Here is a 24,140-nt window from a genome sequence, read left to right on the forward strand (position 1 = left end):
GTGTGCCCGAGATGACCCAGTTCCGAGAAGTCCGAGCACGAGCACCCCACGACCCCGTGGCCCCCGCAGGGGACGAACGGGCCGGCCACCTCACGCACCTCGACACCGCAGGCCACGCCCGTATGGTCGACGTCAGCGCGAAGCCCGTCACGCAGCGAGCAGCCGTCGCCGTCGGACGGGTCCTCTGCGCCCCGGAGACTGTCGAGGCGCTGCGGCGTGGAGAGCTGGCGAAGGGTGACGCGCTCGCGGTCGCCCGCATCGCGGGCATCGCCGGCGCGAAGCGCACCCCCGACCTGGTGCCGCTGTGCCATCCCGTGGCGATCACGGGGGTCGAGGTGAGCGTCGAGCTCGTCGCCGACGGGGTCGAGATCCGGGCGCAGGTCCGCACGGCCGAGCGCACCGGGATCGAGATGGAGGCGCTCACCGCCGTGACAGTCGCGGCGCTCACAGTCGTCGACATGGTCAAGGCCGTCGACAGGGCCGCGCACATCGGCAGGGTGTGGGTCGAGCGGAAAGAGGGCGGAGCGTCCGGGACCTGGGAGCGTGGGAAGCAGGTCGCGGCGGACGAGGCGCAGACTCCGGGCACGGGCACGGGCACGGGAACCGGAACCGGCGTCAGCGCCAGCGCCAGCGCCGGGCGGGAGGTCCAGGGCCCTCGTGCCGAGGTCCAGGCCGTCGTCGTCACCGTCTCCGACAGGTGCTCGGCCGGGGAGCGCGACGACGTGTCCGGACCTGTGCTCGCCGAGATCCTCACGGGGTGGGGCGCGCAGGTGAGCAGGGCTGTCGTCGCCGACGACGCCGAGGCCATCGCCGAGGCCGTCCGAGATGCCGTGGACTGCGGGGCGCGGCTGGTCCTCACGACAGGGGGCACCGGTGTCACCTCACGGGACGTGACCCCCGAGACGGTCCGACCGCTGCTCGACAAAGAGCTGCCGGCGCTCGCCCAGGCGGTCCGCGACGCTGGTCGTGGCACCCCGGGGGCGCTGCTCTCCCGCTGCGTCGCCGGGATCGTCGGACGCTCCCTCGTGGTCACCCTCCCCGGGTCCCCGGGAGGGGTGCGAGACGGAGCACGGGTGCTCGCGGAGGTCGTCGAGCACCTGCTCGACCAGCTGGGCGACGGCGACCACCCCAGCGCACGGAGCACCCGATGAGGCGGGCAGCAGAGGTGGTCCCGGCGAGCGTGGTCGTGCTGGCAGCGGTCACCGACCAGCCGATCGACGTCGCGACCCACGAGCAGGCCGTCGCCGCACGCTGGGCTGGTGCGACAGCGATCTTCGCCGGGGTCGTCCGAGACCACGACGGAGGGCGTGCTGTCGACAGGTTGACCTACGAGGCGCACCCCGACGCAGATCAGGTCGTCGCCCGGATCGCCGGTCAGGTGGCGGACCTCTTCCCCGGAACCGTGATCGCGGTGTCCCACCGTGTCGGTGCCCTGGAGGTCACCGACGTCGCGCTCGTCGCGGCTGTCGCCTCCGCGCACCGCGGTCAGGCCTTCGCCGCCTGCGCCGAGCTCGTCGAGAGGGTCAAGGCGAGCCTGCCCGTGTGGAAGCACCAGGTCCTCGCCGACGGGTCCGACGAGTGGGTGGGGGCGCTGTGACCGCCGCACCCCTCGTCGACAGCTTCGGGCGGCGGCACCGCGACCTGCGGATCTCGCTGACCGACCGGTGCTCACTGCGCTGCACGTACTGCATGCCCGCCGAGGGGATGCCCTGGCTGCCGTCGGGCACGCTGCTGACCCTCGCCGAGACCACCCGGATCGCGGCTGTCGCCGTCCAGCACGGGATCGAGGAGATCCGGCTCACCGGCGGTGAGCCGCTGCTGCGGCCAGACGTCGTCCAGGTGGTCGAGGCGCTCGCGGGCCTGCCGGGCAGCCCGGAGGTGTCGATGACCACCAACGGGCTGCGGCTCGGCGGGCTCGCGCAGGGGCTCAAGGACGCCGGGCTCGCCAGGCTCAACGTCTCGCTCGACACGCTCAGCCGCGAGCGCTACCAGCAGCTCACGCGCAGAGACCGGCTGGGGCAGGTCCTCGCCGGGCTGGTCGCCGCCGACGCTGCGGGCTTCGAGGGCACGAAGATCAACACAGTGCTGCTGCGAGGCGTCAACGAGGACGAGGCTCCGGCGCTGCTGAGGTTCGCCCTCGAGCGCGGGTACGAGCTGCGGTTCATCGAGCAGATGCCCCTCGACGCCGGTCACACCTGGACCATGGAGGGGATGGTGCGTGCCGACAAGGTCCAGGCGCTGCTGAGCGAGCACTTCGACCTCGTCCCGGTCCCGGGGCGTGGCTCGGCGCCCGCCGAGCGGTGGTCCGTCGACGGTACGCAGTCCGCCGTCGGGATCATCGCGTCGGTCACCCGGCCCTTCTGCGGGGCCTGCGACAGGATCCGCCTCACGGCCGACGGCCAGCTGCGCAGCTGCTTGTTCGCCCAGGAGGAGACCGACCTGCGGACCCTGCTCAGGTCCGGGGGCACCGACGAGCAGATCTCGGCGGCCCTCGGGCTCAGCGTCGCGCAGAAGGCGGCCGGGCACGCTGTCGGGCAGGCGGGTTTCGAGCAGCCCGGACGGGGGATGTCGGCGATCGGGGGGTGAGGGACCGAGGCCTCGTGGTCTGGTCTGCGTGGCCGGGCTGTGTGGTCTGGACGGCGGGGTCGACCTGCCCGCCCGGACCCAGCCGCCCGGCTCATGAGCCCGGCGGCTGAGCCCGGGGTCGGTCAGCCTCCTGCGAAGGGCGGGAGCACGTCGATCCGCACCGCCCCGACGACACGCTCTCCGAGCGCCTCGCGGCTGAGCGAGACCCCGTCGAGCAGGTAGGAGCTGATGCCGACGGCCCGGGCGAGCTCGGGGCCGTGCGTGGCGACGAGCGCGGCGAAGGCTGACTCGGGGGTGTCGGCCTCGACGGTCTCCTGGTCGAGGCCCCCGGCGGCGGCGCGGGCCGCGGCGAAGTAGCGCACGGTGACGGTGGCCATGTCAGGCCCCGTCCGTGTCCGTGCCGGGCCTCGTGCCAAGGGCGAGGTCACGGGCGATCGCTGACGCGGCCTGGACAGCCTCGGGGGTCCCTCCGGCGAGGCCTGCGCAGAGCCCGACGAGGTACGTGGTCAACGGTGCGGCAGGCCGGGCGACAGAGTGTGCGGCGTCGCGGGAGAGGTCGAGCAGGAGCTGGACGTCCGGGCGGAGCGCGACGTCGTGGGTGAGGCCGAGAGCCTGGCTGAGCTCGGCGCACCACGCGTCGAGGGTCGAGGGCTGGGTGGTCATGAGAGGTCCTTCCGGTCGTGAGGGGAGGGCGGGTCGAGAGGGTTGAGCGGTGAGCCAGGAGCTGGACCAGTGGTCGGCGGGGTGGGGGCCGGCGTCCCGCCGCGCTCGTGGTCCGCTCCGGGCGCGCGGGCTGAGGCTGTGCTGCGGGTGCTCGGCCGTGCGTCGGGCACGGTGACGCCGAGCAGGGCGGCGTCCTGCCACGTGTCGACGTCCCTCGTCGCGCGGGCCGGCAGGGGGACAGCCTCGACCGAGAGCAGCGCGAGCAGCCTGCGCAGCGGCGCCCCGACGAGGTCCCCTGCGCCGGCGAGGGCACGTCGGAGCGGGTCGAGGGCGTAGACCGCGAGGAGCGGCTGCGCCCGGCCGTCGACGTCGTGGCCGACGAGGGCCTCGACCTCTGGGCGGGCTGCCGCGGCTGCGAGCAGGGTGGGGACGGCGTCGGCTGCGTGCGGCAGGTCGCAGGCGAGTGCCAGCACCCACAGGCTCGTGGTGCCGTGCAGCGCCTCGACGCCTGCGGCGAGCCCGGCAAGAGGTCCGCCGAGGGGTGGGTCTTCGACCGTCCAGGTGACGAGCCGCCCGCTGGGCACGGGACGTCGAGGTCCGACGACGACCACCTCGTGGCCTGCGACGGCGTCGAGCACCCTGCTGAGCAGCGGTGTGCCGTCGAGGACGAGCGATGCCTTGTCGACCCCATCCAGCCGCCGTGACGTGCCGCCTGCCAGGACCACCACCGCGCACCGCGCCGCGCCCACGCTCCGTCCCTTGAGCTCGCCCTGCCCTTCGAGCCCGCTCTGCCCTTGCAGGTCGCTCTGCCCCTCGAGCCCGATCCGTCCCTCGAGCTCCCTGCTCGCCTCGACCCCGCTCATGCTGGGTACACCTCGAGGGCCGACGGGTCGATCTGCCCCCACACCGTGGTGCCCGGCCGGGCGCCGAGCCGGATCGCCGTGGCCGCTGCGACGTCGACGCGGAGGGGGAGCGGCGCTGCGCAGGTGATGCGCACAGCCGCGCCGAGCTGTTCGACCGTCGCGACAGTCGTCTCCCAGATGTTCTTCGCCCCGTCGGCGGGCCGTGAGGCGTGCAGCGTCGTCGCCCGGGGTGCGACGGCGACCCAGACCGGGCCGTCGGCAGGTGTCGAGGACGACAGCCGGACGGTCCACGGCCCGGCCGACGGACGGGTGGCAGCCACGGCCCGGTCGCTTCGGGCGGACGCAGGTCCTGGGAAGGTCCCGTCCACGAGGACCTCTGTGCCGTGGGAGTGCCCCGCGAAGAGGTCCAGGCCGACGAAGGACGCCGCAAAACGGCTCGTCGGGCGGCGGGCGACCTCGTCCACGGTCCCGTGCTGGACGAGCACGCCGTCGTCGAGCACGGCGACGTGCGTGGCCAGGGCCATGACGTCGAGCACCGAGTGGGTCGCCAGCACGAGCGGGACCGGGAGCTGGTCGAGCCAGCCGTGCACGGCTGAGCGGGCGTCAGCGGCGACCTCGGTGTCGAGCGACGAGAAGGGTTCGTCGAGGAGCACGCCGACAGCTGGGGTGAGCACAGTCCGCAGGACCGCGAGGACTGCCGACTGTCCGCTCGAGAGCTCCCCGGCCCGGCGTCCGACGAGGTGCCCGAGCCCGAGCGCGTCGAGCGCGGCGAGAGCCCTGAGCCGCGTCGTGGCGGCCTGGGAGCGGCCGCTGCGTGCCGCCCCGAAGACCAGGTTGTCCAGGGCCGTCATGGTCGGGAACAGCCGCGGTTCGGCGAAGGTCATCGGCAGCCGCCTGTCGCCGGCCCGCACGTGGACCCTGTCGCCGACCAGCACAGTCCGGCCCGACGTGACGCTGCTGCCGGGTGCGGCTCTGTCCAGACCCGCCAGGAGCCGCAGGACCGACGTCTTGCCCGCCCCGTTCGGCCCGACGAGCGCCAGGCGTTCCCCGGGGCCGACCTCGACGTCGACGTCGAGCCTGAGGCTGCGGGGCACGGATCCTGTCAGCCGGGCCCGCAGCGGTGCGCCTGGCGAGGCTTCACCGTGCACCGAGCCACCTCCCGCGCAGGAGCACGAGGACCACGACGGCGAGCCCGATCATCAACGACGAGGCGACCATCGCCGCGTCGAGGTCGTGGCCGAGCAGCTCGTCGATCGCGACAGGGAGCGTCTGGGTGACCGACCGGATCGACCCGGCGAAGGTGATCGTCGCGCCGAACTCGCCGACGGCGCGTGCCCAGCACAGGGCGATCCCGCCGAGGAGCGCGGGCCGCAGCCCCGGCAGGGTGACGCGGCGGAAGACCGTCCACGGGTCGGCGCCGAGGGTGAGGGCAGCCTCTTCGAGGAGGATGCCGCGGGCCCTGAACGCACCCTCGAGGGAGACGACGAGGAAGGGCATGGCGACGAAGACCTGCGCGATCACCACAGCCGCCGTCGTGAAGGGGACCGTCACCCCGGCGAGGTTCCAGACGAGCGACCCGACAGGGGCTCCCCGCCCGTAGGTGAAGAGCAGCGCCGCTCCGCCGACCACCGGAGGCAGCACGAGCGGGATGGTCACCAGCAGCCGGACCAGGCCTTGCCCCCTGGAGGTGCCCGTGCCCAACCACCAGGCGAGCGGGACCCCCAGCAGCGCTGACACGGCTGTCGCCGTGGTCGCAGTCCAGAGGGACAGTGCGAGGGCGTCGCGCACCGTGGACGAGGACAGCAGCGTGATCGCGTCGGGCCACGGCGTGCGGGCGAGCAGCACGACGAGCGGCAGCACGAGGACGACGACGGCAGTCCCCGCTGGCAGCCAGAGCCAGGCGGGCACTGGGTGGACGGCGCCGGCCGTGCGGGGAGGTCGTGAGGCCGCGGTCGTCACGGTGCGTGGAGACCGTGCTCTGCGAGGGTGGCGGCCCCTGCCTCGGACAGGACGCCCTCGACGAAGGCGTCAGCGACGGCTGTCCCGGTGAGCGAGACGATCGGGTAGGCGGTCGTCTGGGCGACGGCAGGAGCCAGCTCGACGTGGTCGGCACCTGTCGACGCGACGACGTCGGAGCGGTAGACGAGCGCGGCGTCGACCTGCCCGGCGACCAGGGGCGCGAACGCCGCCTTGACGTCGGGGGCCTCGCTCGCCCCGACGAGGGTGATCCCTGCGGCTGCGAGCGCAGCGTCGGCGAGGGTGCCGCAGGGCACGGCTGGGGCGCACCGGGACACGACCAGGCCGTCGGCAGCGAGGTCGGTCAGGTCCGTGATGCCGAGCGGGTTCCCCGGGGCCACCGCGATCACGAGGTCGTTGCGGGCGAAGACGACTGGGGACGGAGCGGCTCCGGAACCCTCGAGCGTCAGTCCGTCGAGGGCTGTGGCCATGGTGGTCGGGTCGGCTGTCGCCAGCACGTCCGCGGGTGCCCCTGCACGCACCTGGAGTGCGAGGGTGGACGAGCTCCCGAAGGACAGCACGACCTCGGTGCCCGGGCTGGCGGCCTCGAGGTCTGCGGCGATCGCCTCGAAGGAGTCGGTGAGCGAGGCCGCGGCCAGGACTGTGACGGTCTGCGACCCCTGTGCCCCCTGCAACCCCTGGTCGGCGCTCGAGCCGGCAGATCCCGGGGTGCAGCCGACGAGGGACGTGCCGCAGAGCGCGAGGGCGACCACCGAGACGAGGGCAGGGAGGGACCCTGCCCGTCGGCGGGGCCTGCGTCCCTCTCCGCCCGTGTGTCTCGAAGAGGCCATTTGTCCAGTCTCGCCGCCGGTTCCGCGCAGTGACTGGGGCGAAGGTCCTGGCCAGGGCCTGTCAGTAGGTGGGCTGGTCGGGGGCGACGTCCGAGACCCAGCGCAGCACGCCGCCCGCCAGCTCTGCCACGTCGGGGTGCCCGGCGGCGCGCAGCGCGTCGGCCGCACGTGCCGACCGTGCGCCGGACCTGCAGACGACGACGACGGGCCGGTCCTGGGCCACCACGCCAGGGTCGTCGAGGAGGTCGGGCAGGGGGAGGAGCGTCGAACCGGGGATCGAGACGATCGCGGCCTCGTCCTGGCTGCGCACGTCGAGCAGCACGGTGCCCGGCCGGCTCGACAGGTACAGGGCGAGGTCGACCGGACGGACGTGACCCGCGGTCGGCGCCGGAGCGTCGACCGAGCACGCCTCGACCCAGGCGTCGGCCACGTCGGCCCGCGACAGGATCGTCGCGCGAGGCCCGCACAGGGCGCAGCCCGGGTTCTTGGCGACGGTGACGTAGCGCCACTCGCCGTCGAGGGCGTCGAAGGTGGCCAGCCGACCCACCAGGGGGCGGCCTACCCCCAGCAGCAGCTTGAGGGCCTCGGTGGCCTGGGCGGCGCCGACCACACCCGCCATCGCCCCGAGCACACCGCCCTCGGCGCAGGACGGCACGGACCCCGGGGCCGGGGGCACGGGGTGCACGCAGCGGTAGCAGGGCCCTGTCGTCGCGTCGAAGACCGACAGCGCGGCGTCGAACCTGAACAGCGCCGCCCAGACGTACGGCAGCCCGCGCAGGGCGCACGCGTCACCGAGGAGGTAGCGGGTCGCGAAGTTGTCGGTGCCGTCGACCACCACGTCGTAGCCCTCGAGCAGGTCCCAGACGGTCTCGGCGGTCAGCCGGACGCTGTGCAGGACCGTGCGGACGCCCGGGTTGATCGCGGCGAGACGCTCGGCGGCAGACTCGGTCTTGAGGCGTCCGACGTCAGCCGTCCTGTGGACGACCTGACGCTGCAGGTTGGTCAGGTCGACCGTGTCGTCGTCGACGATGCCGATGGTCCCGACGCCGGCCGCCGCCAGGTAGGTGAGGACGGGTGAGCCGAGCCCGCCCGCACCGATCACCAGCACCCTGGACCGCAGCAGCCTGCGCTGCCCTGCGAGGCCGACCTCCGGGAGCAAGAGGTGCCGCGCGTACCGGCTGCGCTGCTCTGTCGTGAGATCGGTCTCCGTCGGTGTCGTCACGCGCATCTCCTCGTCGGTGGGGCCGTGCCGCTGAGAATCACCGTAGCCCGCCCGCAGGGCCGAAGACCGAGCCCTCGGTCCCACCTAGGGGTGTGCCGCTGCGTCGTCCACAGGCTCCCGACGCCTGCCGTCCAGGAGCCCTCGACCACGTAGGCTGAGCCCCGATTCCCCACCCCTTGCCGAGCCACGAGAGTGAGCGATGAACCACGACGACGTCGAGTCCCTGCGCCGCGACAACGCCGCCTGGCGGCTGCTCCGCGCCGACTCTGCGCCCCTCGTGCTGAGCTTCCTCGGGCGGGTGTTCATCGAGCAGAACGTCCGGGCCATCGGGGAGACCGAGCTGGTCTCGCTGCTCGACGACGCCCTCTACGACCTCAACGCCGGCCACGAACCGGCCCCCTACCCCCGCAGCCCCAAGGCGTACCTCGACACCTGGGCTGCGCCCGACGCCGGGTGGCTGCGCAAGTACTACAGGCCAGGGTCGGACGAGCCGCAGTACGACGCGACGCCCTCGGTCGAGAAGGCCGTCGGCTGGGTCGCGACCCTGCGCGGGCGGTCCTTCGTCGGGACCGAGTCCCGCCTCAACACCGTGTTCGAGCTGCTCCGTCAGCTGGCCGTCGGCACCGAGACCGACCCCGACGTCCGCCTCGGTCAGCTCGAGGCGCGGCGCGCGCAGATCGACGCCGAGATCGAGCAGGTCCGCGCCGGCGTGGTGCCTGTGCTCGACGCGGGGTCGCAGCGCGACCGCTACCAGCAGTTCGCCGCGATGGCCGCCGAGCTGCTCTCCGACTTCCGCGAGGTCGAGGACAACTTCCGCACCCTCGACCGTGAGATGCGCGAGCGCATCACCGGGTGGGACGGCGCCAAGGGCGAGCTGCTCGAGCAGGTCGTCGGCAGCCGCGACGCGATCGCCGAGTCCGACCAGGGCCGCTCCTTCCACGCCTTCTACGACTTCTTGCTCTCCCGCGAGCGGCAGGAAGAGTTCACCGAGCTCATCACCAAGGTGCAGACCCTCGACGCCGTGAGCGCCATGAGCGGCGGGGACAAGCGGCTGCGCCGCATCCACTACGACTGGCTCGACGCCGGTGAGCGCACCCAGGCCACGGTCCGGGTGCTGTCCGAGCAGCTGCGCAGGTTCCTCGACGACCAGGTGTGGCTCGAGAACCGCCGCGTGATGGACCTGCTGCGCAGCATCGAGGGGCACGCGCTCGCGCTCCGCGACCGCTCGCCGGACCTGGTGACCGAGATCGACGGGGTCAGCCTCGACATCGTGCTGCCGATGGAGCGCCCGCTGTTCAGGCCGCAGGCTGTCGCGAAGATCGACTCCGAGCACGTGGCACCCGGTGAGGTCGACTTCGACACGAGCCGACTGTTCGACCAGGTGCACGTCGACCCGGCCCGCCTCGTGGCGGGCGTCCGCGACGCGCTGCGGCACGAGACGCAGGTGTCCTTGCCCGACGTGGTCGCCGCGCAGCCCCTCGACCAGGGCCTCGCCGAGCTCGTCACGTACCTGTCGCTCGACGACCCGCGCTTCACCATCGTCGTGGACGCCGAGCACACCGACGAGGTCCGCTGGATGCTCGGCGACGTCGAGCGCGTCGCGACCGTGCCGCGCGTGACCTTCGTCCGCAGGGCGGGGTCGACCCCGGTGGTCGGGACAGGACCGGACCCGAGCGCAGCGCCCGGCAGGCGGGAGCCCGGGGGCGCGGCACCGGTAACGCCATCCGCACCTGCCTCCGTGCAGACCGACGTACCAGCCCCGGGCGACGGACCTGCAGGGGCCGCCCCAGAAGCATCAGACGCACAGCACGCACCGCACGAGGAGACCTCATGAGCCAGCCCACGGCCCGCGCCGAGTCGGAGCTGTCGCACGTCGTCACGGCCCTGATGAAGGGGGTCGTGTACCGCGACACCCACGCCCAGCTCTTCGCCGACCTCGTCACCCTCCAGCCGCAGGTGCGCGACTACGTCGCCGTCATCGGGCTGAGCGTCGTGGTCGACGACACCGAGGGCTACGCCTACCTGCGGTCGATGGCCGACGACGACGAAGAGCGCGAGGGCACCCTGCGCCTCGTCGCGCGGCGCGCCCTGCCCTTCGAGGTCAGCCTGCTGCTCGCGCTGCTGCGCAAGCGCCTCGCGCTCTTCGACTCCGAGGGCGGGCAGACGCGCCTGATCCTCGGGCGGGACGAGATCGTCGAGATGGTCCGGGTGTTCCTGCCGTCCTCGAGCAACGAGGTCCGCCTCGTGACGCGGGTCGAGGGCATGGTCCACAGGGCCGTCGAGCTCGGGTTCTTGAGGGCGCTCGGTGAGGGGCAGTACGAGGTGCGGCGTGTGCTCAAGGCCTTCGTCGACGCGCAGTGGCTGGCCGACCTCGACGCGCGCCTCGCGGAGTACTCGGGGTACGCGGCAGCAGGGCAGAACGTGCAGACCGACGGGACGGTGGAGTGATGGAAGGCCTGTTCAGCGCAGTCGAGCTGCACGACGCGGAGGCTGACGTCGACCAGCGGGCCGGGTTCAGGCTCGAACGCCTCGAGGTGCTCAACTGGGGCACCTTCGACAGGACCACGTGGTCTTTCGACCTGGAGGGGCGCAACGCGCTGCTCACGGGTGACATCGGCTCGGGCAAGTCGACCATCGTCGACGCGATCACCACGCTCCTGCTGCCTGCCAACCGGATCAGCTACAACAAGGCGGCCGGCGCGGAGGCCAAGGAGCGCACGCTGCGCTCCTACGTGTCCGGCTACTACAAGTCCGAGCGCAACGAGGCGACTGGGACCTCGCGCCCCGTCGGGCTGCGGGAGGGCTCCACGTACTCGGTGATCCTCGGTGAGTTCGTCAACCGTGGATTCGAGTCAACAGGCGTGCTCGCGCAGGTGTTCTGGCTCAAGGAGGGCGACCAGGGGCAGCCGAGCCGCTTCTACGTGACGGCGACGTCGAGCATGACGATCGCCGAGCACTTCGCCAACTTCGACGGGGACATCACGCGGTTGCGCAAGCGTCTGCGCGAGGCCGGTGCGCAGGTTCGTGACACCTTCCCCGAGTACGGCAAGGACTTCCGCAGGCTGCTCGGCATCGAGTCCGACCAGGCCATGGACCTGTTCCACCAGACCGTGTCGATGAAGTCTGTCGGCGACCTCAACGAGTTCGTCCGCCAGCACATGCTCGAGCCCTTCGACTCCGGGCAGTGGACCGACAGGCTCGTCGCGCACTTCGACGACCTCACCCGCGCGCACGACGCCGTCACCCGGGCCCGCGCGCAGATCATGCAGCTGACCCCGCTCGTGGCCGACTGCGACAGGTTCGCCGGGCTCGTCGACCAGGCAGCTGCGGCGACAGCGCAGCGTGACGCGCTGCGGGTGTTCACGGCTCAGCGCAAGGACACGGTCCTCACGCAGCAGATCGATGCCTACGACGCGGCGATCCGGGCGCGCGACGAGCGCCTCGTCGCCCTCGACACCGAGATCAAGGCCGTCGAGGCCGAGCGCCGTCGCCTCGAGCTCGAGCGGGCTGGGCACGGTGGCGACCGTCTCGCCCAGATCGAGGCCGAGGCTGCGCGCCTGGAGTCTGTGCGTGCCGACCGGGAGAAGCGCGCCGCGGAGTACCGCAGCAACCTCGAGGCCGCCGGGCTCGAGGGCGTCGCGGACGGGCCTGAGTTCGCGGCCCGCCGCGAGCAGGTCCTCGCCCAGGTCGCGACCGAGAAGTCTGAGCTGCAGCAGGTCGAGACCGCGATCGGCGAGCTCGACTACGCGCTGCGCGAGCAGAAGGTGGTCTCCCGCGAGATCACCGAGGAGATCCGCAGCCTCCAGGGTCGCAGCTCGAGCCTGCCCGCCCGCAGCCTGCAGGTCCGCGCGCAGATCAGCGACGAGCTGGGCATCGCCGAGGACGAGCTGGCCTTCGCCGGTGAGCTCATCGCGGTCCGCGACGACCACCGCGACTGGGAGGGCGCCGCCGAGCGTGTGCTCCGCAGCTTCGCGCTGTCCCTGCTGGTACCCGCAGCTCACTACGACGCCGTGTCCGGGTGGATCAACAGCAACCACCTCGGGCAGCGGCTCGAGTACTACCGCGTGCCGGCCGAGGTCCGTCCGCGCGTCGAGGCTGATGGCGGCGCCGACTGGCCGCACCTGTCCGAGATGCTCGAGATCCAGGAGTCGACGGTCTCGCGCTGGCTCGAGCAGGAGCTCGCGCGCCGCGCCGACTACGCCTGCGTCGACTCTCTCGACGAGTTCCGCCGCGCGCACCGCGCCGTGACGCGCGAGGGGCAGATCAAGCACTCGGCCAGCCACCACGTGAAGAACGACCGCAACCGCGTCGACGACCGCTCGACCTACGTGCTCGGGTGGAGCAACCAGACGAAGGTCGACACGCTCCTCGCCCAGGCGACGACGGTCTCCGAGACGGTCACCGACCTCACCGAGCAGCGTGCGGTGCTCATCGCGACCAAGGACGCCGTGGTGGACCGCGCGCACGCGCTCAACCGCCTCGAGATGTTCCGCGACTTCACCGAGCTCGACTGGGAGCAGGTCGTCCACCAGGTCGGCGAGCTGACTGCCGAGAAGCGCCGCATCGAGGCCAACTCTGTCGAGCTCGCCGAGCTCGCGGCGACCCTCCAGGAGCAGACCCACCGCAGCGCCGAGCTGGCGCAGGAGCGCGACAGGCTCATCAGCCGCAACGGTGGGGAGCGGCACGCCGTCGAGTCCTTCCGGACGCAGCGCGAGGCCGCGCGGAAGATCGGCGGGGTCGCTGCCGCGAGCGTGGGCGCGTCGGCGCCGACGGGTGCTGCGCCTGCGGCGGGCACGGCGTCCGGAACCACGGTCTCGGGTGTCGCCCAGGAGGCGCTCGACGCCGTCGCTGCCCTGTGGGAGGCGCTGCCCGAGCAGGGTGGCAGCCGTGCTGGCGCCGCCAGCGCCGGCGGACCAGGCTCTGGTGACGCAGCTGCGACGATGTCGGAGATCGACGCGGCCGAGGCCGCTCTGCGCACCCAGCTCACGGGGGTCGTCGAGGCGCGCCAGCGCGAGCAGGGTCAGCTGGCCACGAGCATCGCGAAGCAGATGACGGCCTTCAGCCAGCAGTTCCCCGTCGAGACCTCCGAGATGGACAACGACGTGCGGGCTGCCGGGGAGTACCGCGAGCTGCTCGAGCGCCTGGAGCGCGACGACCTGCCGCGTTTCGAGGAGAACTTCAAGGAGTACCTCAACACCAACACGATCCGAGACGTCGCCCAGTTCGCGGCCGAGCTGCAGAAGCAGTCTGACCTCATGAGCGACCGCGTCGACGTCATCAACGACTCGTTGCGCGCGATCGACTACAACCCCGGCACCTACATCCGGCTCGAGATGACGAACACCCCCAACACGGAGGTGCGCGACTTCCGTACCCAGCTGCGGGCCTGCACCGACGGCATCTTGGGTGAGGACCTCGACCAGTACTCCGAGCAGCGGTTCTTGCGCGTCAAGGAGATCATCGAGCGCTTCCGTGGGCGCGAGGGCCAGACCGAGGCCGACCAGGCGTGGACGCGCCGGGTCACCGACGTCCGCAACTGGTTCGTGCTGTCTGCCTCGGAGCGCTCCAAGGCCGACGACGTCGAGCTCGAGCACTACTCCGACTCGGGTGGAAAGTCGGGTGGGCAGAAGGAGAAGCTCGCGTACACGATCCTCGCGGCGTCGTTGGCCTACCAGTTCCGCCTCGACTGGGGCGCTGTCCGGTCCAAGGCCTTCAGGTTCGTGGTCATCGACGAGGCCTTCGGGCGCGGGTCCGACGAGTCGACGCGCTTCGCGCTCCAGCTGTTCCGCAACCTCGGGCTGCAGCTGCTGATCGTCACGCCGCTGCAGAAGATCCACGTCATCGAGCCGTTCATCTCCGCTGTGGGATACGTCGACAACCCGACAGGCCGCGGGTCCAGGCTCCAGACGTTGACCATCAACCAGTACCGCAGCAAGCGGAGCGAGCACCTGCTAGGAGCGCTCGGCGCGGAGGTCTGACTCGACGGTCCCTCCCGTCCCCAACCAGGTCGGACGCCTGACGTCGAGGTCGTACGAACACGCCAGACCGGCTGCAAGCGTGACTGTAACCGGCGTGTCTAGGCGACCTCGAGTCCGAGCATGCGACATCGACGGTCGGGTTCGGCGAGCCCGCCGCGGAGCGTAGCGACGAAGCGGACTGTCAGAGGTCTTCGTCGGGCCTGTCGTCGCGGACCATGAGCGAGGCGTCGAGCGTGTCGAGCAGGTGCATGACAAGCCCTACCTTGAGGCCGTGCTTCGAGCCGCTCTCGACCGCGACGACCCACTGTCGAGAGACGCCGGCGGCTTCGGCGAGCTGCGCCTGGGTCAAGCCGCGGTCGGAGCGCAGACGTCGGACGGCCTCCCCCAGCTTGGGGAGCGAGCGAGCGAGCGCGATCGACTGGCCGGACATGGTGTCAGCATACGACGACACCTCATGCATGTCTACGTATGACGACATGCATGAGGTGTCGTCATACGTTGACACGTGTGCTCGCACTCGCGGGACGACGACGAGGTCGACCGGAGAGGCTCAGACGTGCTGGCGGCGGTAGCGGCTCGGGCTCGTGCCCATCTGCTGGGAGAAGGCCGCGCTCAGCGCGAAGGCGCTGCTGTAGCCGACGTCGGCGGCGATCGAGGCGAGGGTGCGGTCTGTCGTCGTCAGCAGGTCGGCCGCGAGGGTCAGGCGCCAGCGCGTGAGGTAGGCCATCGGCGGTGAGCCGACCTGCATGCGGAAGCGTGCCGCGAAGGTCGCGCGCGAGACGTCGACCTCCCGGGCCAGCGTCAGGACCGTCCAGGGCTCGGCCGGGCGGTCGTGGATCGCTCGCAGTGCCCCGTGGACCACGGGGTCGTGCGCTGTCGAGAGCCACCCGGGTGCATCGTCAGGGTGGGCGGCGAGCCAGGCGCGGACCGTGGCCACGAGCACCACGTCGACGAGCCTGTCGACGACGGTGCTCTGCCCGACCTGGTCTGCGGTGAGCTCGTGGACGAGCAGGTCGACGAGCGCCGTCTCAGGTCCGGAGCCGGCGGGGACGTGCGCCACCCGGGGGAGGGCCTCGGTCGCGAGCCGGCCGACCTCGCTCGCGCCCGGGTAGGTCGCCACGAGCAGGGAGTCGGTGCCGTCGGCGGTATTGCCCCACGTGTGCGTGCCGTGGGCCATCGCGAGGTGCAGGTCGGTGCCGTCGGGGGTCGTGCAGGACTGGTCTGGGCCGATCACCGCACTGGTCAGGGAGGGGTGGGCCGGGACGGAAGGGAGTGCGTCGGCCTGTGCCGGAGGCCCCGTCCCGTCGTCGGTGTCGTCCTCCAGGTGCTCCACGACGTAGGGCTGCGGCCCCCTCACGACCGCCACGTCGCCGGGCCGGATCTCGGTCTTGCGGCCGTCGGCCACCAGTCTTCCGCTCCCACGCAGGACCACGACGAGGGTCAGTGCCGCCTCGTCCCGGACGTCGATCGACCACGGCGGGTCCATGACGACGCGGAGCGTGAAGGCTCCGCGAGCGCGGGGGTGGTCGAGCAGACCGGACAACGGGTCCATCCCTCGACCCTAGACGCTCGCGTATGTCCTGACGCGGATGAACTATTCACAGTCTCGTCCACAGGCTGTGGACTGGGCGCATGCTCTTCTCATCGACACATCTCGTCGCCGCCTGTGCGGCCGCCGTCACCGGCGGGGTCTACCTGGCCTTCTCGGCGATGGTCATGCCCGCACTGCGCTCGCGGCCCGCCGCCGACGCGATCGCCACCATGCAGCACATCAACGTCCAGGCGGTCCGGGCGCCGTTCATGCTCGTCTTCTTCGGCGGTGCGGCAGCAGCGGTCGCCGTCGTGGTGGTCGAGGTGGTCCGGGCGCGCACCGACGGCGGGATCGGCGTCGGCACCGTGACGGGCCTGGTCGGGGCTGCGCTCGCCCTCGCCAGCCTCGTCGTCACCGTCGTCTACAACGTGCCGCGCAACGACCTGGTCGCTGCGCTCGACCCCATCTCCGTGACGGACCAGGCCCGGTGGCTGTCGCTCGCCCGCGAGTGGACGACGGCCAACAGCCTGCGCGGTGGGCTCTCCGTGCTCGGGGCGGCGCTGCTCGGTGCTCGGGTCCTCCTGCCCTGACCACGTGCTCGACTATCCTCGGGGTCATGCCTGTGCCGCCGGAACCGACGCCCGACCAGACGACGTCGAGCCCGACCGGGGGAGCGGGTGCACGGGCGACCACGTCAGCACCGAGCACCCGGCACGACCCTGTCCCGCCGCAGCAGCGCGGGCTGCTCACCGAGCAGATCGCCCGCAGGCTCGAGCACGACATCCGCTCCGGTGACATAGCGATCGGCGCCAAGCTGCCCTCCGAGCGTGAGCTCGCTGTCCAGTTCGGTGCCAGCCGCAACGTCGTCCGCGAGGTGCTGCGGCGCCTGGAGGCGCAGAGCCTCATCGAGGTGGCGCCCGGGCGCGGGTCCTTCGTCAGCGAGCACTCCTCGGCCCAGGCCCGCGGCTACGACGCGCTCTACCGCGCCGAGCGGCCGACAGCCCGGCACCTCATCGAGGCGCGCATCCCGCTCGAGGTCGAGATCATCGGCCTCGCGACCGAGCGCGCGACCGAGGCCGACATCGCCGCGATGTCCGTCGCCAACGACCTGCTGCTCACCGCTCAGGACGTCGTCACGCAGGCCCGGGCCGACCTCGACTTCCACGACGCGATCGCGGCGGCCTCGGGGAACCCTGTGCTGCGCATCATGCTGTCGTCCATCAGCGGCATGATGTTCGAGATGATGCTGCGGTCCAACTCTGACCCGTCGATCGGCGAGCCTGGTGTGCCGCACCACCCGGAGATCCTCGAGGCGGTCAAGGCCCGCGACGTCGACCTCGCCCGTCACCGCATGCGCGAGCACCTGTCCCTCGGCCTGCGCACCTACGGCGCCGACCTCGACGTGTCCCTCGACGTCATGGCCACCCGGCACATCGAGACGCTGCTCCGGAGCCAGCAGGGCGGGTGACCCCCCGCGCAGGACGGCGGCTGGCACCGGGGCCGAGGGGCTTCCGAAGGCTGCCAGACCGCGGGTGCCTCGGAGGGCAGTGCGCCGTGATGCAGGAGAGCCCCCGACCACTGGCGGTCGGGGGCTCTCCTGGTCGAGCAGGTGCGTCGTGCTGATGCTCAGCGGGCCGACGTGGTGAACCGTCGGCGTCCGGCGATGAGCAGAGCGCCCGAGCCGAGGAGCACGCTGACGAGCAGCGCGGACGAGCCGAGCTCGGCGCCTGTCGCGGCGAGCGGGGTTGCCGTGACCGCCGCCGGTGCTGCCGGTGCGGCGACCACGGGAGCGGGCGCTGCGGGTGCCACCGGTGCGGCGATGGGCACAGTGACGATCGGACCTGTCGCCACTGGGGCCTCGGCGGCAGGTGTGCCCTCGGTGACGGTCACGGAGATCTCGGCCCAGCGGCCCGAGGTCCCGCCGGTCGCCTGGACGTGGTGCGCGCCTGCGGGCACGCCCGCCGGGAGTGCGACGACCAGGGTCGCGACGCCGTTCTCGTCGGCCACGGCGGTGCCCAGGAAGACCGGGTCGGAGTGCAGGAAGAACGCGACAGTCTCGAAGGGCTCGAAGTCGCGGGCCACGAGCGTGATCTTCTTGCCGGTCACGAGAGTCGTGGTCGACCCGGTGAGGTCGGCGTCCGGGGTGGACGAGCCTCTGGCGGGTTCACCGGCGACGACGATCCGGACGGTGTGCGCGGTCGCGTCCAGGGTCTTCGTGGCCGCGGTCTCGACCACGATCTCGTGCGTGCCGAGGTCGAGGACGGGCACCGTGACGGTGACGTCGCCGGCGGCGGGGACGAGGATGTCGACAGGCTCCCGGGCCCCGGTGATCCGCAGGGTTGCGGGACGGTTCTCGGCAGGCAGGCCCACTGTGAAGGTCGCCGGGGTGCCGACGGTGGTGGTGACTGTCGCGGGGACGGTGACCTTCGGGGTCACCGGGGTGACGGGCGGAGCTCCGACGGTCGTCGAGGAGATGCCGAAGGACTCCTTGAAGCGCTCGTCTCCGGAGTACGAGGCGTCGACTGTGTAGTCGCCCGGCTGTGTGCCGTCGAAGACGACGGTCGCGACGCCGTCGACCAGGGCGGCCTCCTTCTGCATGCCCTTCGTGCCGAGCCTGACGAGGACTGTGCCCGTCGGGTGGACGACCTCGGCGACGCCGGCGAAGGTCGGCAGCTGAGCGCGCTCGACCGTCACCGTGATCTCGACGCGCGGGCTGCTGGTCTTGGGCACGTCGACCGTGACGGTGGTGGGCGCCTTGGCCGCCGGCCGGGGTGCCTCGACGACCATCTGCATGCCCTCGGACACGCCCTTCGAATAGCTCTTGTCACCCGAGTAGGTGGCGATGACGTCCCTGTACACGCCCGGCACCAGGCCCGAGACGACCAGGGAGACGGCGCCGCCGTCGAGCTCGGTGGCCGTGCCGAGGGGCTTCCCGCCGTCGTAGGTGAAGGTGATCGTGCCCCGGGGGGTCGAGAGCTCCGGAGCCTGGACGACCTGGGCCGTCAGGGTGACCTCCGAACCAGTCACGAGCGGGGGGACCGGCGCGAGGACGTCGGACTTCCACCTGACGCGGACGTCCTGGACCAGGGAGACGGACTCCTTGAGGTTGAGGTCCTTCGAGCCGCTGTAGGTCGCCATCAGCTCGTGGTGACCGGGTGCGGCGTCGATGAGCGCGGAGGCTGTGCCGTCGACGACGAGCGACGCGGGGACGATCGGCGTGCCGTCGAGGGAGAACGTGACGCTCCCTCCGGTGACCGGCGTGCTCTCGCTGAAGACCACGGCCTGGGCGTCGATCTTCTCGCCAGGCTCGACGACGCTCGAGAACACGTTGAGGCCTGTCGTCGTCTCGCGGACCTCGGGCACGTCGGAGGCCACGACGACCTGCTGAGGCTGGCTCCGGACGTCGTCGATGTCGGAGTACCTGCACACCGCGACGAGGCCGTGGGTCCCGGGGGTCGCGAAGGTCACCGACGCGTCGTAGTAGCGCTGCGACCCGTCGCTGCCGCTCTCGTAGGCGGGACCGCCGCTCTCGTCAGAGGCCTCCCAGGCAGCGCTGAGGAGCGGGAAGTCGACGTTCTCCGGACAGACGATCTCCGCCCGGTACTCCTTGCCGACGACGACCTCGCTCCCTGTGAGGGTGATCGAGGGCGTAGCAGGCACCGCTGCGGCGGGCAGAGCCGTCGCTGCGAGCGTGCCGAGCGCGAGCGGTGCGGCGAGGAGCGCGGCGACGAGCCGGCTGAGTCGGGTGGCGCGGGGCCGGGACGTGTGGGGAGCCGGGGTGCGACGAGTGCGCATGGCTGTCCTCCTGGGCGAAGGGTCGAGACTGCGGAGATGTCCGCTGCAGACGGTCTATCGGCAGGACCGCAGCGCGCGTGAGAGGTGCAGGCGGTGGAAATCACGTCGAGAGACTCGCCTCGCCGCCTCGCCGCCTCGCCGCCTCGCCGCCTCGTCGCCGCGGGGCCGGCCGTGCAGCTGCCGGCTGCGCAGCTGGTGCGGCCCGTGCGACCGGGCAGGCGCAGCGGGGCTGCGCGGGAGCGCAGACACCAGAGCCCCCGACCGTCGGACGGTCGAGGGCTCTGGAGATGGAGCTGGAGGACTCAGCCCGCGAGGGAGGCGAACCGTCGGCGACCGGCGAGCAGCAGCACGCCCGAGCCGAGCAGCACGCTGACGAGCAGCACCGTCGAGCCGAGCTCGGCACCTGTCGAGGCGAGCGGAGCAGCGACGGCCGGGACCGCTGCTGCGACGGGTGCCGCGGCGACGGGCGTCACGACCGGCACGGCGACCGGGACGGTGACGATCGGGGCCGTCACGACCGGAGCCGCGGTGACGGTGACCGGGATCTCCGCGGTGCGCAGCGAGGTGGCGCCTGTCGCGCGGACGTGGTGCTCGCCGGCGGGAGCACCCGCCGGGATCGCGACGACGAGGGTCGCGACACCGTTCGCGTCGGCGACAGCGGTCCCGAGGAAGATCGGGTCGGAGTGGAGGTAGAAGCTGACCGTCTCCCCGGGGAGGAAGTCACGGGCGACCAGGGTGATGGTCCCGCCGGCGGGCAGGGTCGAGGTCGAGCCGGACAGGTCGGGCGCGACCGGCGGGGTCACGACAGGGGGAGTGACAGGTGGGGTGACCACCGGCGCGGTGACCGTGGTCGGCGCGTAGCCAGCGCCCACGTCGAAGTGCGTGTCGCCGGTGTAGAAGGCCTCGACCTCATAGGTGCCTGGTGCGACACTGTCGAAGACGGCGCTCGCGGTCCCGTCGACGAGGGTGACCGTCTGGCGCGGTCCGCCCTTGCCGAGCGAGACGGCGACTGTGCCTGACGGCGTGCCGACACCGGCGACGCTCGTGGACGTCTCGTGCATGCCGGGCGCGACCGTGACCTTGACCGGGACCTGGGTGCCGGTGATCGCGAGGGGGACGCCGACCGTGACGACGGCGGGGGACTTGAGCGGCGCGAGCGGCCGGTCGACGATCATGTCGCGACGGGCGCTCCCACCCTGGCTGTAGGAGGTATCGCCCGAGTAGACCGCGAAGACACCGTCGTAGACGCTGGGGGCGAGGTCGGGGAGGGCGAGGTTCGCAGTCCCGTCGACGAGCGGCGCCTCGCCGAGGACGGCGCCCTCGCTGTACCGGAAGGTGACCGTGCCGGTCGGGACCGGGAGGCCCCCGGCGCTCGCGACCGTGGCGCTCAGGGCGGTGTGCGGTGCGCGGACACGGTCGGGGACGACGGTCGAGACGACGGCCTTCGCCTTGACGAAGACGTCGCGGCTGCTCGACGAGCCCGTGAAGAGCTCGGTGCCGGTGTACGTGGCGGTGACGCTCTGGGTGCCCGGGCCCGGGCTCGGGAAGGTCGTGGACACGTAACCTGCAGAGTCGACGCTGAGGACCTGGCTGACGGGCGTGCCACCGATCGAGAACTGGACTGTGCCTGCGGTGGCGCGGCCGGTCTTGGTCGTGACCGTGGCCTCGACGCTGATCGGGTTGTGCGACTCGACGACGTCCGGGAAGAAGCGCATCTCGACCGAGGTGGCCTCCGCGACGGGTGCGAGGTCGCCGGCCTGGATCCACACGGCGTCACCGTCGAAGCCGTTGTGGCAGAAGAGCTCGACGCGGTACTCGCCGGCGACCGGGAAGGTCACGGTGCGCTCGGCGGTGAAGGAGGTGACTCCGGGGGCGGGGGTGACCGGGAAGCCCTCACCGAGGGAGACCAGGCCCGTCGTCTCGTCGACCATGTACCCCATGGAGCCCAGGACGTGGTCCGGGTCGGTCGGGCAGGTGAACGAGACCTGGACGGGCTCCCCGACCGGGACGGTCGAGTCGACCGTGACCTTTCCCTTCGGTGCCTCGGGCTCGGCTGCAGCCGGCAGCGCCGTGGCGGCGAGCGTGCCGAGGGCGAGCGGCGCCGTGAGGAGCGCGGCGACGAGGCCGCGGAGTCGGGTGGCACGGGGCTGGGACGTGTGGGGAGCCGGGGTGCGACGTGTGCGCATGGCTGTCCTCCTGGGACAAGGGCCGAAGCGGCGGAGACGTCCGCTGCTGACGATCTATCGGCAGGACCGCTGCACCCGTGAGAGGTGCCCGCGGTGGAATCTCATACCCGGAGACGCCAGAGCCCCCGACCGTCGGACGGTCGAGGGCTCTGGCGGTGCGGCGGGACGCTTCAGCCCGCGAGCGCACCGAACCTGCGTCGCCCGACGACCAGGAGCACGCCCGACCCGAGCAGCACGCTGACGAGCAGCGCGGTCGACCCGAGCTCGGCGCCGGTCGACGCGAGCGGAGCCGCAGGCAAAGCCACGGCCACGACCGGCGCGGTGACGACCGGGGCGGCGGCGGGTGCAGCGGCGACGGGCACCGTCACGACAGGTGCCGTGACGACCGGCGGGGTGACGACGGCGACGTCCGCGGTGACCGTCACCGGGATCTGGGCCGTCCGCAGGGAGGTCATCCCGGTGGCCTCGACGTGGTGCTCACCGGCCGGGACCCCGGCGGGCAGGGCGACGACCAGCGTCGCGACGCCGTCGGCGTCGGCCTCGGCGGTGCCGAGGACGACCGGGTCAGAGTGCAGGACGAACTCGACGGTCTCGCCGGGCAGGAACCCGCGCGCGACGAGCGTGATCTTCTCGCCAGGCGCGAGCGTCGTGGTCGACCCGGTCAGGTCCGGCGTCGGAGTGACCGGGGGTGTGACGACCGGAGCCTCGACGACGGTGGGGGCGACGTCGGAGGCTGCCCAGTAGAAGTCGTCGCCCGAGTAGGACGCCTCGACCTCGTAGGTGCCAGGAGCCGGCGCGTCCACGGTGAAGGTCGCGACGCCGTCGACGAGCGTCCCCGTGTACGGCGTCCCTCCCTTGACGAACCTCACGGTGACAGTGCCGGTCGGCGTCGACGGGACCGGGCTGGCGGCCGTCACGTCGGCGAGGGTCCAGATGACCTCACCGGTGACGGCGACCGACACCTCGACCTTCGGCGTCGAGATCTTCGCCGGGACGGTGAGCGTCACGGTCGGGGTCGCCTTGAACGTCTCCTGGGGGCGCTGGAGGACCGTGAGCTTCTGGCCCTCGGTGCTCGACCCGGAGAAGGTCTCGACGCCCGTGTAGGTGGCCGCGGCCTTGTACTCGCCTGCTGCCTGCCACGCGATGGGCATGCTCGCGGTCCCGTCCGTGCCCAGCCCGACGGGGCTGCCGACGTCCTGGCCCTTGAACGAGAACTGGACGGTCCCGGTGGTCACGGGAGTGCCGTCTGTCGTGGTGACGGCTGCGGTCGCCATGATCGGGTCACCGGAGTAGACCGGCGTGGGCGAGAACCTCAGCGTGGTCGTGGTCTGCTGCGCGACGGGCGGCTGGACGACGGTGAGGCCCCGTGCTGCGGAGGCCTTGCCGGTGTAGTCGTCGTCTCCTGAGTACACGGCGAAGATCTCGTAGTCGCGGGGGAGGAGCAGCCCAGGGATCGAGAGGGTCGCGTGCCCGTCGACGAGGACCGCCTGGCCGAGGGCGACCTCCTGGTCGGTGAAGAACGTCACCGACCCGGTCGGGGTGCCGAAGCCTGAGGATGCCGTCGCGGTGGCGGAGAGCACGACCTCGGCGGAGGTGGCGGAGACGGGGACGCTGAGGTCGATCCCCGGGACGGCCTTGACCCAGACTGTCTCCACTGAGGACGAGGAGGCCAGGGTGCCGGAGCCGGAGTACTCGGCCAAGATCTCGTGCGAGCCGGTGCCCAGGCCAGGGATCACGGCCATCGTCGTGCCGGCACCGTCGAGCTCTGAGGTGCCCGCGAGCTGGTTGCCGTCGACGGAGAACTGCACGGAGCCCTCGGTCGCGGGGCCGTCGGCCGTGGTGACGGCCACCGTGGCATAGACCGCGGAGCCGGGGTTGACGCGTGCGGGGTCGAGGGTCATGACGGTCGACGTGCCCTGCTTCTGGGCCTCGACGTGCACGATCACGTTGGCGTAGTCCGCGTCGGTCTCGTCGGAGGAGTAGTCGCAGGTGAGCCCGAGCGTCCACATCGTGCCGGGGATGGAGAACGTGACGTCTGTGGTGAAGGAGAAGGTGCCGTTGCCCGGCGCTGCAGGGCTGGCCGAGCCGCTGCTCTGCCCCGACGCGTCCCAGCGTGCCTCGACGAGCGGCCGCTCTGGGGTGTCCTCGCACGTGAAGGTCGCCGGTCCGGGGATCCCGGCGTAGGCCTGCTGGCTGTGCTCGATGTGGGCGAGTGACACCCCGGCCGACGCGGGCAGCGCCGTGGCGGCGAGCGCGCCGAGTGCGAGCGGCAGGGCGAGTGCGACCGCGGCTACGCGGCGCAGGCCGGAGGTTCGGTGGAGAGTCGAGCGGGGAGCCGACGTGCGACGGGTGCGCATGGCTGTCCTCCTGGGACACGGGTAGAGGCCGCGGAGACGTCCGCTGCTCCTTGTCTATCGGCAGAGACGGACCCGGACTGCAGCGTTGGCGGGACTGGTGTCACTCCGTGGACTTTGGTACGGTCCAACTGGTCCTACCAGTTGGACCAGTG

20 protein-coding genes are annotated in these 24,140 nt (G+C 72.0%); 8 read left to right on the plus strand and 12 right to left on the minus strand.

Translation table 11 applies throughout. The features are described from left to right. Positions 1–11 precede the first annotated feature (11 nt). The 3 genes from moaCB to moaA are packed head-to-tail and all read left to right on the plus strand — an operon-like array spanning position 12 to position 2,586. Positions 12–1,151, plus strand: coding sequence for a bifunctional molybdenum cofactor biosynthesis protein MoaC/MoaB (gene moaCB, locus SANBI_RS01700; RefSeq protein WP_319158354.1), 1,140 nt, complete (start codon positions 12–14; stop codon positions 1,149–1,151). Next, complete coding sequence (locus SANBI_RS01705) at positions 1,148–1,597, plus strand: molybdenum cofactor biosynthesis protein MoaE (protein ID WP_319158356.1); 450 nt, start codon at positions 1,148–1,150, stop codon at positions 1,595–1,597. Before moaCB ends, SANBI_RS01705 begins: the two co-directional genes overlap by 4 nt. Continuing rightward, positions 1,594–2,586, plus strand: coding sequence for a GTP 3',8-cyclase MoaA (moaA, locus tag SANBI_RS01710; RefSeq protein WP_319158358.1), 993 nt, complete (start codon positions 1,594–1,596; stop codon positions 2,584–2,586). The genes SANBI_RS01705 and moaA overlap by 4 nt, the downstream gene beginning before the upstream one ends. 122 nt (positions 2,587–2,708) lie before the next feature. Here moaA and SANBI_RS01715 read toward each other — a convergent pair whose 3' ends face one another. The 7 genes from SANBI_RS01715 to moeB form a co-directional block, all read right to left on the minus strand. Then, positions 2,709–2,963: a ubiquitin family protein gene (locus SANBI_RS01715; RefSeq protein WP_319158360.1), complete on the minus strand. Its 255-nt coding sequence runs from the start codon at positions 2,961–2,963 to the stop codon at positions 2,709–2,711. A gap of 1 nt (position 2,964) precedes the next feature. Then, positions 2,965–3,249 (minus strand): DUF6457 domain-containing protein, encoded by a 285-nt coding sequence (locus SANBI_RS01720; RefSeq protein WP_319158362.1) that lies wholly within the window; start codon positions 3,247–3,249, stop codon positions 2,965–2,967. Further along, positions 3,246–4,112 (minus strand): molybdenum cofactor guanylyltransferase, encoded by an 867-nt coding sequence (gene mobA / locus SANBI_RS01725; protein ID WP_319158365.1) that lies wholly within the window; start codon positions 4,110–4,112, stop codon positions 3,246–3,248. Before mobA ends, SANBI_RS01720 begins: the two co-directional genes overlap by 4 nt. Continuing rightward, positions 4,109–5,206 (minus strand): ATP-binding cassette domain-containing protein, encoded by a 1,098-nt coding sequence (locus SANBI_RS01730; protein ID WP_319158368.1) that lies wholly within the window; start codon positions 5,204–5,206, stop codon positions 4,109–4,111. The genes mobA and SANBI_RS01730 overlap by 4 nt, the downstream gene beginning before the upstream one ends. Positions 5,207–5,249: 43 nt before the next feature. Beyond that, the gene (gene modB / locus SANBI_RS01735) at positions 5,250–6,020 is read right to left on the minus strand and encodes a molybdate ABC transporter permease subunit (protein WP_319158369.1); all 771 of its coding nucleotides are present in this window, start codon (positions 6,018–6,020) and stop codon (positions 5,250–5,252) included. A 47-nt stretch (positions 6,021–6,067) separates the two neighbouring features. Next, positions 6,068–6,919, minus strand: a complete 852-nt coding sequence (gene modA / locus SANBI_RS01740) for a molybdate ABC transporter substrate-binding protein (protein ID WP_319158372.1) — start codon at positions 6,917–6,919, stop codon at positions 6,068–6,070. 61 nt (positions 6,920–6,980) lie between these two features. After that, a complete protein-coding gene (gene moeB / locus SANBI_RS01745) occupies positions 6,981–8,141 on the minus strand; it encodes a molybdopterin-synthase adenylyltransferase MoeB (RefSeq protein WP_319158374.1) in 1,161 nt (386 codons plus the stop codon). Positions 8,142–8,340: 199 nt separating this feature from the next. On the opposite strand from moeB, the gene SANBI_RS01750 reads away from it, so the two are divergent. The 3 genes from SANBI_RS01750 to SANBI_RS01760 are packed head-to-tail and all read left to right on the plus strand — an operon-like array spanning position 8,341 to position 14,119. Next, complete coding sequence (locus SANBI_RS01750; protein WP_319158376.1) at positions 8,341–9,975, plus strand: DUF3375 domain-containing protein; 1,635 nt, start codon at positions 8,341–8,343, stop codon at positions 9,973–9,975. Further along, entirely contained in the window at positions 9,972–10,589 is a 618-nt protein-coding gene (locus SANBI_RS01755; RefSeq protein WP_056135541.1) for a DUF4194 domain-containing protein, read from the plus strand. The genes SANBI_RS01750 and SANBI_RS01755 overlap by 4 nt, the downstream gene beginning before the upstream one ends. Next, positions 10,589–14,119 (plus strand): ATP-binding protein, encoded by a 3,531-nt coding sequence (locus SANBI_RS01760; RefSeq protein WP_319158379.1) that lies wholly within the window; start codon positions 10,589–10,591, stop codon positions 14,117–14,119. The genes SANBI_RS01755 and SANBI_RS01760 overlap by 1 nt, the downstream gene beginning before the upstream one ends. Positions 14,120–14,300: 181 nt before the next feature. Here SANBI_RS01760 and SANBI_RS01765 read toward each other — a convergent pair whose 3' ends face one another. Together SANBI_RS01765 and SANBI_RS01770 are read right to left on the minus strand one after the other, a co-directional pair. After that, a complete protein-coding gene (locus SANBI_RS01765; protein WP_319158381.1) occupies positions 14,301–14,549 on the minus strand; it encodes a helix-turn-helix transcriptional regulator in 249 nt (82 codons plus the stop codon). 120 nt (positions 14,550–14,669) lie between these two features. Then, on the minus strand, positions 14,670–15,671 hold the full coding sequence (locus tag SANBI_RS01770) for an AraC family transcriptional regulator (protein WP_319158384.1): 1,002 nt from the start codon (positions 15,669–15,671) through the stop codon (positions 14,670–14,672). A gap of 80 nt (positions 15,672–15,751) precedes the next feature. Between SANBI_RS01770 and SANBI_RS01775 the strand changes: the two genes are divergently transcribed. Together SANBI_RS01775 and SANBI_RS01780 are read left to right on the plus strand one after the other, a co-directional pair. Beyond that, positions 15,752–16,240 carry an anthrone oxygenase family protein gene (locus SANBI_RS01775; protein WP_319158386.1) on the plus strand — a complete coding sequence of 163 codons (489 nt, stop codon included), beginning with the start codon at positions 15,752–15,754 and terminating at the stop codon, positions 16,238–16,240. 26 nt (positions 16,241–16,266) lie between these two features. Further along, the gene (locus tag SANBI_RS01780; RefSeq protein ID WP_319158388.1) at positions 16,267–17,118 is read left to right on the plus strand and encodes a FadR/GntR family transcriptional regulator; all 852 of its coding nucleotides are present in this window, start codon (positions 16,267–16,269) and stop codon (positions 17,116–17,118) included. Between the two features lie 158 nt (positions 17,119–17,276). Here the strand turns inward: SANBI_RS01780 and SANBI_RS01785 are convergent, their stop codons facing one another. The 3 genes from SANBI_RS01785 to SANBI_RS01795 form a co-directional block, all read right to left on the minus strand. Further along, the gene (locus tag SANBI_RS01785) at positions 17,277–19,445 is read right to left on the minus strand and encodes an Ig-like domain-containing protein (protein ID WP_319158390.1); all 2,169 of its coding nucleotides are present in this window, start codon (positions 19,443–19,445) and stop codon (positions 17,277–17,279) included. 302 nt (positions 19,446–19,747) lie between these two features. After that, positions 19,748–21,631: an Ig-like domain-containing protein gene (locus SANBI_RS01790; RefSeq protein WP_319158392.1), complete on the minus strand. Its 1,884-nt coding sequence runs from the start codon at positions 21,629–21,631 to the stop codon at positions 19,748–19,750. A 170-nt stretch (positions 21,632–21,801) separates the two neighbouring features. Beyond that, positions 21,802–23,988 carry an Ig-like domain-containing protein gene (locus SANBI_RS01795; RefSeq protein WP_319158395.1) on the minus strand — a complete coding sequence of 729 codons (2,187 nt, stop codon included), beginning with the start codon at positions 23,986–23,988 and terminating at the stop codon, positions 21,802–21,804. Between the last annotated feature and the right edge of the window lie 152 nt (positions 23,989–24,140).

It is taken from the genome of Sanguibacter biliveldensis (assembly GCF_033798665.1).
GTDB lineage: Bacteria > Actinomycetota > Actinomycetes > Actinomycetales > Cellulomonadaceae > Sanguibacter > Sanguibacter inulinus.